Genomic DNA, 10,975 nt, shown 5'->3' on the forward strand with positions numbered 1-10,975 from the left:
GGCGTCGCCCGCGGAGCGGGGCCGGGGGTACGTGCCCCCCGGCCCCGCGAGCCGCTTCCGCGGCGGGTTGCCGCGGCGTAGTTCGGCTAGTTGGTGCCGAAGCGGGCGGTGTGCACGTCGCCGAGGGTGATGTGCACGGCCTGCTGGTCGGTGTAGAAGTCGATCGAGCGGTAGCCGCCCTCGTGGCCGAGGCCGGAGGCCTTGACGCCGCCGAAGGGCGAGCGGAGGTCGCGCACGTTGTGCGAGTTGAGCCACACCATGCCGGCCTCGACGTCCTGCGCGAAGTTGAGGCCGCGCTGGAGGTTCGAGGTCCACACGTAGGCGGCGAGGCCGTAGCGCGTGTTGTTGGCGAGCTCGAGCGCCTCCTCGGCCGAGTCGAAGGGCGTGATCGCCACGACGGGGCCGAAGATCTCCTCCTGGAAGATGCGCGCATCGGGCTTGACGTCGGCGAACACCGTGGGGGCGACCCAGTTTCCGGCCTCGGGGGCTCCCTCGGGGCGGCCGCCTCCGGCGAGGAGCCGGCCCTCCTCCTTGCCGATCTCGAGGTAGCTCGTGACCTTCTCGTAGTGCTCCGGGTGCACGAGCGCGCCGACCTCGGTCTTGGGGTCGAAGACGTCGCCGACCTTGATGTTGCGGGCGCGCTCGGCGTACTTCTCGATGAACTCGTCGTAGATCGACCGCTCCACGAGGAGACGCGAGCCGGCGGTGCAGCGCTCGCCGTTCAGCGAGAACACGCCGAAGAGTGTCGAGTCGATCGCGGCATCCATGTCGGCGTCGGCGAAGACGACGGCCGGCGACTTGCCGCCGAGCTCCATCGACATGCCCTTGAGGTGCTCGGCGCAGTTGCCGAAGATGATCTGGCCCGTGCGGCTCTCGCCCGTGAACGAGATGAGCGGCACGTCGGGGTGCTTCACGAGCGAGTCGCCCGCCGTCTCGCCGAGGCCGTTGACGAGGTTGAAGACGCCCTTGGGCAGCCCGGCCTCCTCGAAGATCGTGGCCCACAGCTGCGCCGACGCCGGCGTGAATTCGGCCGGCTTGAGCACGACCGTGCAGCCCGACGCGATCGACGGCGCGAGCTTCCACGATTCGAGCATGAACGGGGTGTTCCACGGCGTGATGAGGCCGGCAACGCCGATCGGCTTGCGGTTGACGTAGTTCGCCTGGCGCCCGGGCACCTTGAAGGCGTTGTCGTGCTGGGCGACGATCAGGTCGGCGAAGAACCGGAAGTTCTCGGCGGCGCGCTGCGCCTGACCCTTGGCCTGCGTGATCGGCAGGCCCGTGTCCCATGCCTCGATCTGGGCGAGGTGCTGGTCCTGCGCTTCGACGGCGTCGGCGATCTTGTTGAGGATGCGCGCGCGGGCCCGGGGGACCATGCGCGGCCAGGGGCCGTGCTCGAAGGCCTCGGTCGCGGCGGCGACGGCGAGGTCGATGTCGGCCTTGTCGCCCGACGCGGCCTTCGCGTACACCTCGTTGGTCGACGGGTTGAGCACCTCGAAGGTCTCACCCGAGACCGAATCGACGAACTCGCCGTTGATGTAGTGCTTGATGTCCGTGGGGACACCGGGAGGAGGCGTGTTGCTCATGCGTGATTCCCTTCGCGTGGTTCGGTTGATGGTGGTGTTCCCGCGGTCGGCGTTCCGACGTCGGCCGCGGCGGTGGTCTCGGTCGGCTGCGGTGCGGATGCGCGGTGCAGCGCGAGGTAGGCGCGCATCGTGTTGTGACGGTGGTTGCGTGCCGCGGTCTCGATCTCGGGGAGGTCGGCGCCGCGCTCGATGAGGTCGAGCAGGGCCTCGTGCTCGGCGACCGACTCGGCCGCCCTGCCCGGCACGAAGTCGAAGGTCGACGACCGCATGGCCTGCAGTCGCCGCCAGCCCCGCTCGACGAGATCGAGCATGTGCGGATTCGGGCAGTCGCGGTAGAGCGACTCGTGGAAGGCCTGGTTGAGGCGCGTGAACGTGACGGGGTCGAATGCGTCGAGCGTGCTGCGCAGCTGCGCGCTGATGGCGCGGGACTCGGCGAGGCGCTGCGGCGTGAGCGTGTGCACGGCGCTCGCGGTTGCGTACCCCTCGACGACACCGAGGGTGTCCATGGTGTGGGCGTACAGGCCCGGGTCGGGCAGGGCGACCTGCGCACCGACATTACGTTCGTAGGTCACGAGCCCTTCGGCCTCGAGCATCCGGATCGCCTCGCGCACCGGAACGGGGCTGACGCCCAGCTCGCGCGCGAGCTGGCCGAGGACGAGCCGGAAGCCGGGCGAGTACGTGCCATTCTCGATGCGCTCGCGCACGAACGCGTACGCGAGCTGCGCCTTCGAGACCCCTTCGGCGGGGGCGCCGTCGGCGGGCGCGGTGCCTACTGCGACGCTTTCCATGCCTCGTACTTCGCCTTCCACTCCGCGTTCGGCGGGAAGAGGCCGTCGACCTTCTCGCCGCGTCGCACCTGTTCGAAGATCCAGGCGTCCTGCTGCTCCTGCTCGTAGGCCTCGTTCGCGACCTCTTCGAGCAGGCTCGGCGGAACGACGATGATGCCGTCGTTGTCGCCGATGAGCACGTCGCCTGGCTGCACCGAGGTGCCGCCGCACGCGACGGTGCCGCCGACCTCCCACGGCACGTGGCGGCGGCCGAGCACGGAGGGGTGGCTGCCGGCCGAGTAGACGGGGATGTCGAGCTCGGCGACGGCGTCCGCGTCGCGGACGCCGCCGTCGGTGATGATTCCGGCGGCGCCCAGCACCTGTGCGCGCAGGGCGAGCACGTCGCCGACCGTGCCGGTTCCCGTCTCGCCGCGGGCCTCCATGACGACCACGTCGCCGGGCTTCACGGTGTCCATTGCGCGCTTCTGCGCGTTGTAGCCGCCGCCGTGGGCTTTGAAGAGGTCTTCGCGCAGCGGAATGTAGCGCAGCGTGTGCGCGTATCCGAGCAGTCGCTTGCCCGGCTTGTTGGTCGTGACGCCCTCGATGAAGCAGTTGTGGATACCCCGCTTGCGCAGTTGCGCCGAGAGCGTCGCGACGGCGGTCTTCTCGATCTTGGCGCGCAGCTCGTCGGTGATGACGCCGGACTCGGGGGCGAGGCCGGCCGCCTCCTCCGACCCCCAGGCCTCGGCCCGCTGCAGGTCGTCGACCTTCGGCATGGCGCCGTAGGGCTGCAGGGGGACCGTTCCCTCGACGACGGTCGTGACGAGGCGGCCGGTCGTGGGCGCTCCCGGGGCGTTCGGTGCGTCGACCTCGACCTCGACGACGTCACCGGGCACGGCGACCGACGAGCCGGCCGGGGTGCCCGTAAGGATGATGTCACCGGCTTCGAGCGTCATGAGCTGCGAGAGGTCGGCGACGAGCTGGCCGAACGGGAACACGAGCCCGGACGTGTCGTCGTCCTGCACGATCTCGCCGTTGACCCAGGTGCGGACGCGCAGCTCGGCCGGGTCGATCGCGCTTGCCGGGATGATGGCGGGGCCAAGGGGTGTGAAGCCGTCGCCCGACTTGTTCTTGAGGTTCGAGCCCTTGTCGGCGTAGCGGAGGTCGTACACACCCCAGTCGTTCGCGGCCGTGACACCCGAGATCTTCGACCAGCCCTCGTCGGGACTGACTCGGCGGCACGTCTCGCCGATGATGATGGCCACTTCGCCCTCGAAGGCGAGCAGCTCGGTGCCGGCGGGGCGCTCGATCTCGCCGCCGGAGACGCCGATCGAGGTGGCCGGTTTGAGGAAGTAGCCCGGATGCTTCGGGCTTCGGCCCCGCTGCGCGATACGCGACGGGTAGTTGAGGTGCAGGGCGATGATCTTGCCCGGCTTGTCGGCGCCGGTGAAATCTGCGGGCACGGTCTCGGCCATGGTGTCCTCTCGCGTCATCGCTGATTGGGTATTTCATATCGTATATGATCCCGCGGCCCGCGCAAGGGGTGTGTCAGCGGATGTTGCGGGCGCGGCGGTGCTTCGGGACGGGCACGCGGGCATCGTCGCACGCGCCGCTTGGCCCCGGGTGACCGCTCGCGCGTGACCCCGGCAAATCCGGCGTCAGGCCTCGGTGTCGGCGTCGCCAAAGACGCGCAGCGCATCGACGAGTCTCGCCCTGGCGGCGGGGGAGAGGCCAGCGGTGCGGGCGGGGTCGGCGTCGGCAACCTCCCGCCGGGCCGCGGCGAAGCGTTCCCGGCCGGGTCCGGTGGCGGTGATGAGCCTTGCGCGGCGATCGGCAGGATCGACGACGCGCTCGACGAGCCCGAGCCCCTCGAGCTCGTCGATGAGGGGGACAAGCTGGCTCGGGTCGAGCATGAGGGTCGCGGCGAGCTCCCGCTGCCCGAGCGTTCCGGGGTCGACGGCGAGGGCCAGCACCGAATACGTGCGCGTGCGAAGCCCGAATGGGGCGAGTACGGCGCGCATCCGCTTGCTCGTCGTCGCGGTCGCTCGCACGAGCTGGAACCCGAGGTCGTCGTGCAGTGGCGAAACGCCCATTCGTCACTCCCTTGGTCCGCAGGCGTTCACCCGCACGCCAGCTACGACAATATGCTCAATCATTGACACCCTCAACGGTATATGGTCTCATCGAAGCAGGACGAGGTGCAACGCCTCGCGAACGACGATCGCCACAGGTAAGGGAGCCACATGACCGACGTACCCCAGCCCACGGGCACCGCACCGGCACAGTCCGAACGGCCGCTCGACGGCAAGGTCGCCATCGTCACCGGCAGCGGACAGGGCCTCGGGCTCGCGTACGCCGCCGAGCTCGCGCGCCGCGGTGCGGCCGTTGTCGTCAACGACGTCAACGGCGAGGTCGCCCAGCAGGCCGTTGCCGCCATCGAGGGCGAGGGCGGACGCGCAACGGCCGTCGTCGCTCCGGTTGGCTCGACCGAGACCGCCAAGCAACTGGTGAGCACGGCGGTCGACACGTTCGGCGGCCTCGACATCGTCGTCACCAATGCGGGCGTCCTGCGCGACAAGTCGCTGCTGAAGATGAGCGACGAGGACTTCGACCTCGTCATCAACGTGCACGTCCGGGGCACGTTCACGGTCGTGCGCGAGGCGTTCGCGTACTTCAAGGAGAACGGCGTCGCGGGCCGCATCATCACGATCGGCTCGCCGACGGGGCAGCGCGGCAACTTCGGCCAGACCAACTACGCGGCGGCCAAGGCCGCCATCGTCGGCATGACGCGCACGTGGGCAATCGAGATGAAGCGTGCGGGCGTCACGGCGAACGCGGTGATCCCCGTCGCCGCGACGGCCATGACGCGCACGATCCCCTACTTCGAGAAGGCGATCGCCGCGGTCGACGCCGGCGAGCCCATGCCCGACTTCTTCCGCAAGGAGCTCGGCTTCGGCACGGCCGACGACGTCGCCGGCCTCATCGCGTTCCTCGCGAGCGAGGCGGCCGCGAACATCACGGGGCAGGCGATCGGCGTCGGCGGCGACCGCCTGCAGCTGTGGAGCCACCCGCAGGCGGTCGAGACGGCCTATCACGACGGCGGCTGGGCGTACGAAGACCTGCGTGACGGCTTCGAAGCCGCATTCGGCGACGCGCTGCAGACGGTCGGCGAGAAGTTCGCCGAGCTTCCGGAAGCGCTGCAGCCGACACCGAAGCAGTAGGTCCGCATGTACGAGTGCGCGATCGACCTCGACGCGATCGAGGCGATCGACATCCACGTGCACGTCGAGGTCGACGATCGCGGTCACGCCGCGGTGCCCCACGCGGTCACCGAGGCAGCGAGTGCGTACTTCAAGGCCGACACCGAGCGCCCCGGCCTCGACGCGATCGCCGACCTCTACCGCGAGCGACGCATGGCCGCCGTCGTGTTCACGGTCGACGCCGAGACGAACCTCGGGCACGCGCCGAACTCATCCTTTGAGATCGCCGAGGGCGCGGCGCGCAACGCCGATGTGCTCATCCCCTTCGGGTCGGTCGACCCCCTGCAGGGCGAGCGCGCGATCGAGCGCGCGAAGACGCTCGTCGCCGATTACGGCGTGCGCGGTTTCAAGTTCCACCCGACCGTGCAGGCGTTCGACCCGAGCGATGAGCAGTTCTTCCCCCTCTGGGCGGCGATCGAGGAGGCGGGCGTGCCCGCCCTCTTCCACACGGGGCAGACGGGGATCGGCGCTGGCATGCCGGGCGGCTACGGCTTCAAGCTCGGCCTCTCGAACCCGATCCTCCTCGACGAGGTCGCGGCACGTTTCCCCGGCCTCCAGCTGATCATGGCGCACCCGTCGGTGCCGTGGCAGGCCGAGCAGCTCGCCGTCGCCACGCACAAGCCCAACGCCTGGATCGACCTCTCGGGGTGGCGCCCCAAGTACTTCGGCGCCGACCTCGTGCGCCAGGCGAACTCGATCCTGCAGGACAAGGTGCTCTTCGGCACCGATTTCCCGCTCATCCAGCCCGAGCGCTGGCTCGCCGACTTCGAAGCGCTCACGCTGAAAGACCACGTGCGTCCGAAGATCCTGCGCGACAACGCGATCCGCCTGCTCGGGCTGACCTAATCGGTCCCGCGGCTGCACGACACCGAGCGGCCACGGACACAACCTCACACCGCGACCCGGCGCCCCGCCGGGCACGACGCCGGGCGCGACCTCCGCATCCGGCACAACCGAAAGGACGAACACCATGGCAAAGACCGTTGTCACCTTCGACGAACTGGCGGGCCTTGAGGGCCGGGACCTCGGCGCCAGCGAATGGATCGAGATCACGCAGGAGCGCATCAACACGTTCGCCGACGCGACCGACGACCACCAGTGGATTCACACCGACGTCGAGAAGGCCGCCGCGGGGCCGTTCGGCGCGCCGATCGCGCACGGCTTTCTGACGCTTTCGCTCATCATCCCGCTCTACACCGACCTGTTCGACGTCGAGGGGGCGTCGCAGAAGATCAACTACGGCCTCAACAAGGTGCGCTTCACCAGCCCCGTGAAGGTCGGGTCGAAGGTGCGCATGCTCGGTACGATCGGCAAGGTCGAGGAGGTCAAGGGCGGCTACCAGGTCACCGTGAGCGCAACGATCGAGATCGAGGGCGAAGAGCGCCCCGGAGTCGTCGCCGAGTTCCTCGGGCGCTTTTACAAGTAGGGCACCGGCCCCCACAACCATCGATCGAAACCGTCCCCGAAGGAGCGGACAGCATGCGGAATCAGGGTCTCGGTGCCTGGGTGCACCGTCGTCGAGTCAAGTCGCGTGGCGACGTGGCGGTCGTGTTCGAGGGGCGCGAGATCACGTACGACCAGCTTTCGGTTCGTATCGACCGGCTCGCCAATGCGCTCGCCGATCGCGGCGTCGTCAAGGGATCGCGCGTTGCCTACCTGGGCAACAACCATCCTGCGTTCCTCGAGACGTTCTTCGCCTGCGGCGTGCTCGGCGCCGTGTTCGTGCCCCTGAACACGCGGCTCGCACCGCCCGAGATCGAGTACGCGATCGAAGATGCGGTCGTCGACACGTTCGTGACCGACGTGCGGATGCGCGACCTCGCACGCGCGGGCGCGTGGCAGTCGCGCATCCGGGTGCGCCTGCTCGTCGGCGGCGACGCCTACGAGGGGGTCGAGTCGTATGACGAGGCGATCGCGGCGGCGTCGGAGGAGCACCGTGACGAGTTCGTGTCGCTCGACGACCCGGCGATGATTCTCTACACCTCCGGGACCACGGGGCGCCCGAAGGGGGCCGTGCTGACCCACGGCAACTTCACTTGGAACTCGTTCAACGCGCTCGTCGACTACGACATCACGAGCGACTCGGTGACGCTGCTCATCGCGCCGCTGTTCCACGTGGCGTCGCTCGGCATGGGAGCGGTGCCCGCGATGCTCAAGGGCGCCCGCGTCATCCTGCGCGACAAGTTCGAGCCGGGTGCCGTGCTCCGCGACATCGAGGAGCTCGGCGTGACCGCGCTGAGCGGCGTGCCGACGACGTTCCAGATGCTGGCGGAGCACCCCGACTGGGGCACCGCCGATCTGTCGTCGCTGCGGATGCTCACGTGCGGCGGTTCGAGCGTGCCCCTTCGCGTGCTCGATGCGTTCGAGGACCGCGGGCTCAGCTTCACCTCGGGCTACGGCATGACCGAGACCTCGCCCGGTGCCACGTCGCTCAATCCCCGAAGCGCCCGCACGCATCACGGATCATCGGGCCTGGCGATGTTCTTCACCGATGTCCGAGTCGTCGACGACGCGGGCAAACCCGTGCCCGCCGGCACGGTCGGTGAGATCGTGATCAAGGGCCCGAACGTTATCAAGGAGTACTGGCGCCGCCCCGAGGCCACCGCCGAGTCGAGGTTCGGCGAGTGGCACCGCTCGGGCGACCTCGGCTTCCTCGACGAGGACGGCTACCTCTACGTCTCGGGGCGCGCGAAAGACATGATCATCTCCGGGGGCGAGAACATCTACCCGGCCGAGGTCGAGCAGATCATCATGGAGATTCCCGACGTCGATGCCGTGGCGCTCATCGGCAAGCCCGACGACAAGTGGGGCGAGGTGCCGCTCGCGGTGCTCGTCACGAAGTCCGGCGAGCCGTTGCCGGATGGCAGGGTGCAAGCTCACCTCATCAACCGTGTCGCGAAGTACAAGGTGCCGCGCGAGACGGTGTACATCGACGAGATGCCGCGCAACGCGGCGGGCAAGATTCGCAAGGTCGACCTGGTGCGGGACCTCATCGAGCAGCCCGGCGGGGATTCCCGCCCCTCGTGACGCCCCCTCCTCGCGGCGCGGAATCGCGCGGCCCCCTCGCATCCGCTTCTGCCAAGCTTGGAGCGCAGCTTCCCTCGGATCGCCACGCTGCCGTGGCGGAAAGGACCTGATCCATGACCGACACCACTGACCTGCTCGGCTCTGAGGCGTGGGCGGGCAAGATCTACCTGGACGGCTGGCGAGCGGGTCGCGGTGGCGCGGCCGACACGGTCGAGCCTGCGACCGGCGAATCGCTCGGCAGCATCGGCCTCGCAACCTCCGATGATGTGCGCGAGGCCGCCACCGTCGCGGCCACGGCCCAGCGCGAGTGGGCAGCCCGGAAGCCGGAGGAGCGCGCCGCCGTGCTGCGCCGCGCCGGCCTGCTGTGGGAGCAGCACGCCGACGAGGTCGGCTCGTGGATCATCCGCGAGACCGGCGCGATCCCGCCGAAGGCCGGGCTCGAGACGCACATCGCGGCGAATGAGTGCTTCGAGGCGTCCGCGCTGCCGACGCATCCGCAGGGCGAGATCCTCGCGACCAACGAAGACCGCTGGTCGTTCGCCCGACGTCGCCCGCTCGGCGTCGTCGGCGTCATCGCACCGTTCAACTTCCCCCTCATCCTCTCGATCCGCGCTGTCGCGCCCGCGCTCGCGCTCGGCAACGCCGTGCTTCTGAAGCCCGACCCGCGCACGACCGTCGCCGGCGGCGTGACGATCGCCCGCGTGCTCGAGGAGGCCGGCCTGCCGCGCGGCCTGTTCGCCCTGCTGCCCGGCGGCGCCGACGTCGGCACCGCCATCGTCGAGGCGCCGGAGGTGCGCACGGTCGCGTTCACGGGATCGACCGCTGCCGGCCGCGCGATCGGCGAGATCGCCGCCCGTCACCTCAAGCCGGTGCACCTCGAACTCGGCGGCAACAACGCCATGATCGTCCTCGCGGGTGCAGACCTCGATGCCGCCGCGTCGGCCGCCGCGTTCGGGTCGTTCATGCACCAGGGGCAGATCTGCATGACGACGGGGCGTCATCTCGTGCACGAGTCGATCCACGACGACTACGTCGCCAAGCTCGCCGAGAAGGCGCGCAACCTGCCCGTCGGCAACCCGGCGGCCGACCAGGTCGCCCTCGGGCCCATCATCGACGAGAAGCAGCGCGACCGCATCCTCGACCTCGTGGAGCGCTCGACGCAGGCCGGCGCCCGCGTCGAAGCCGGCGGGACGGCCGAGGGACTGTTCATGAAGCCGACCGTGCTCACGGGGCTCGCCGATGACACGCCCGCATGGCGCGACGAGATCTTCGGACCGGTCGCGCCCGTGCGATCGTTCTCGACCCTTGACGAGGCCGTCGAGATCGTCAACGCGAGCGAGTACGGCCTCTCGGTGTCGATCCTGGGCGATGTGGGCGAGGCCATGAAGCTCGCCGACCGCATCGACTCGGGCAAGGTGCACATCAACGAGCAGACCGTGTCCGACGAGGCCAACGCGCCGTTCGGCGGCACCAAGAACTCGGGCAACGGCACCCGCATCGGCGGTGCGGCCGCCAACATCGAATCGTTCACCGAGACCCAGTGGGTGACGGTGCGGCCCGAGATCGCGCCCTACCCGTTCTAGGACCCGCGCGGCGCCTCAGGCCCGCCAGGGGGCGAGCACCGTGCGCACGATGGCCTCGTGCGCCTCTGGCGGCGTCTCGGGGATCGCGGCGTGGGCCACCTGCTGGCCGTGCGTGATGGCGGCGAACACCTGCACGAGTTCCTCAACGGGGGTCTCCGGCACGAGCTCGCCGTCTTCGACGGCCTCGCACATGGCCGCACGCAGGTCTTCCCACCAGGTCTCGATGGTGCCGACCCACTCGAAGTACACGGTGCGCGTGCTGAGGCGTCCCCAGAGGTTGACGATGATGACGGCCTCGTTGCGCGTCACGTCGTCGAGCGGCAGCAGCTCGGTCATGATCGCGTCGAACTTGGCCATCCCGCGCACGTTCGTCGTCCGTTCCGCGATCCGCGTCGAGACGAGGTCGATGACCCGCGCCGTCGCCTCTGCGACGAGCGTGTCGAAGTTCGAGAAGTAGTGCCAGAGCGAGCCGGTCGCGACGCCGAGCTCCTTCGCGAGTGCGCGGGTGGTCGCCGCGTCGATGCCATCACGGGCGACGACGCGAAGCAGGCCGCTGATGATGTCGGCGCGGCGCTGTTCGTGGTCGACGATCTTCGGCATGGCCCCGATTGTTGCAGGCGTGTCTCGATGTCGTGACATCCGGGCATCGGTTCGGCGCGGCATCCAGATCGCCCTTGTTGTTCGATCAGTTGCTCAATATAGTTGGTCGGCAATACGGAGCGACGAGGCTCAGCCGCCATCACCCCCGACACGCG

The 10,975-nt window shown here is 69.3% G+C and carries 10 protein-coding genes; 5 read left to right on the plus strand and 5 right to left on the minus strand.

Translation table 11 applies throughout. The features are described from left to right. Window positions 1–86: 86 nt before the first annotated feature. From hpaE to F8O04_RS11905, 4 genes are all read right to left on the minus strand, one after another. Window positions 87–1,583, minus strand: coding sequence for a 5-carboxymethyl-2-hydroxymuconate semialdehyde dehydrogenase (hpaE, locus tag F8O04_RS11890; RefSeq protein ID WP_158029575.1), 1,497 nt, complete (start codon window positions 1,581–1,583; stop codon window positions 87–89). Next, the gene (locus F8O04_RS11895) at window positions 1,580–2,371 is read right to left on the minus strand and encodes a GntR family transcriptional regulator (protein ID WP_158029576.1); all 792 of its coding nucleotides are present in this window, start codon (window positions 2,369–2,371) and stop codon (window positions 1,580–1,582) included. Before F8O04_RS11895 ends, hpaE begins: the two co-directional genes overlap by 4 nt. Next, window positions 2,353–3,843, minus strand: a complete 1,491-nt coding sequence (locus F8O04_RS11900) for a fumarylacetoacetate hydrolase family protein (RefSeq protein WP_158029577.1) — start codon at window positions 3,841–3,843, stop codon at window positions 2,353–2,355. Before F8O04_RS11900 ends, F8O04_RS11895 begins: the two co-directional genes overlap by 19 nt. 165 nt (window positions 3,844–4,008) lie before the next feature. Next, entirely contained in the window at window positions 4,009–4,443 is a 435-nt protein-coding gene (locus F8O04_RS11905) for a MarR family winged helix-turn-helix transcriptional regulator (protein WP_158029578.1), read from the minus strand. A gap of 150 nt (window positions 4,444–4,593) precedes the next feature. On the opposite strand from F8O04_RS11905, the gene F8O04_RS11910 reads away from it, so the two are divergent. From F8O04_RS11910 to F8O04_RS11930, 5 genes are all read left to right on the plus strand, one after another. Beyond that, window positions 4,594–5,571: an SDR family NAD(P)-dependent oxidoreductase gene (locus F8O04_RS11910; RefSeq protein ID WP_158029579.1), complete on the plus strand. Its 978-nt coding sequence runs from the start codon at window positions 4,594–4,596 to the stop codon at window positions 5,569–5,571. A 6-nt stretch (window positions 5,572–5,577) separates the two neighbouring features. Further along, window positions 5,578–6,456, plus strand: coding sequence for an amidohydrolase family protein (locus tag F8O04_RS11915; protein ID WP_158029580.1), 879 nt, complete (start codon window positions 5,578–5,580; stop codon window positions 6,454–6,456). A 124-nt stretch (window positions 6,457–6,580) separates the two neighbouring features. Then, a complete protein-coding gene (locus F8O04_RS11920) occupies window positions 6,581–7,036 on the plus strand; it encodes a MaoC family dehydratase (protein ID WP_158029581.1) in 456 nt (151 codons plus the stop codon). A 53-nt stretch (window positions 7,037–7,089) separates the two neighbouring features. Further along, window positions 7,090–8,637: an acyl-CoA synthetase gene (locus tag F8O04_RS11925; protein ID WP_158029582.1), complete on the plus strand. Its 1,548-nt coding sequence runs from the start codon at window positions 7,090–7,092 to the stop codon at window positions 8,635–8,637. A 113-nt stretch (window positions 8,638–8,750) separates the two neighbouring features. Next, window positions 8,751–10,220, plus strand: a complete 1,470-nt coding sequence (locus F8O04_RS11930; RefSeq protein WP_158029583.1) for a benzaldehyde dehydrogenase — start codon at window positions 8,751–8,753, stop codon at window positions 10,218–10,220. Window positions 10,221–10,235: 15 nt separating this feature from the next. Here the strand turns inward: F8O04_RS11930 and F8O04_RS11935 are convergent, their stop codons facing one another. Next, window positions 10,236–10,820, minus strand: coding sequence for a TetR/AcrR family transcriptional regulator (locus F8O04_RS11935; RefSeq protein ID WP_188726428.1), 585 nt, complete (start codon window positions 10,818–10,820; stop codon window positions 10,236–10,238). Window positions 10,821–10,975 lie beyond the last annotated feature (155 nt).

It is taken from the genome of Pseudoclavibacter endophyticus (genome assembly GCF_008831085.1).
Classification (GTDB): domain Bacteria; phylum Actinomycetota; class Actinomycetes; order Actinomycetales; family Microbacteriaceae; genus Pseudoclavibacter; species Pseudoclavibacter endophyticus.

Bases quoted from the DNA above. Each gene is read 5' to 3' on its own strand.
- F8O04_RS11930 (WP_158029583.1), top strand. From the start codon at position 8,751: ATGACCGACACCACTGACCTGCTCGGCTCTGAGGCGTGGGCGGGCAAG.
- hpaE (WP_158029575.1), bottom strand. From the start codon at position 1,583: ATGAGCAACACGCCTCCTCCCGGTGTCCCCACGGACATCAAGCACTAC.
- F8O04_RS11910 (WP_158029579.1), top strand. From the start codon at position 4,594: ATGACCGACGTACCCCAGCCCACGGGCACCGCACCGGCACAGTCCGAA.
- F8O04_RS11905 (WP_158029578.1), bottom strand. From the start codon at position 4,443: ATGGGCGTTTCGCCACTGCACGACGACCTCGGGTTCCAGCTCGTGCGA.
- F8O04_RS11900 (WP_158029577.1), bottom strand. From the start codon at position 3,843: ATGACGCGAGAGGACACCATGGCCGAGACCGTGCCCGCAGATTTCACC.
- F8O04_RS11915 (WP_158029580.1), top strand. From the start codon at position 5,578: ATGTACGAGTGCGCGATCGACCTCGACGCGATCGAGGCGATCGACATC.
- F8O04_RS11920 (WP_158029581.1), top strand. From the start codon at position 6,581: ATGGCAAAGACCGTTGTCACCTTCGACGAACTGGCGGGCCTTGAGGGC.
- F8O04_RS11935 (WP_188726428.1), bottom strand. From the start codon at position 10,820: ATGCCGAAGATCGTCGACCACGAACAGCGCCGCGCCGACATCATCAGC.
- F8O04_RS11895 (WP_158029576.1), bottom strand. From the start codon at position 2,371: ATGGAAAGCGTCGCAGTAGGCACCGCGCCCGCCGACGGCGCCCCCGCC.
- F8O04_RS11925 (WP_158029582.1), top strand. From the start codon at position 7,090: ATGCGGAATCAGGGTCTCGGTGCCTGGGTGCACCGTCGTCGAGTCAAG.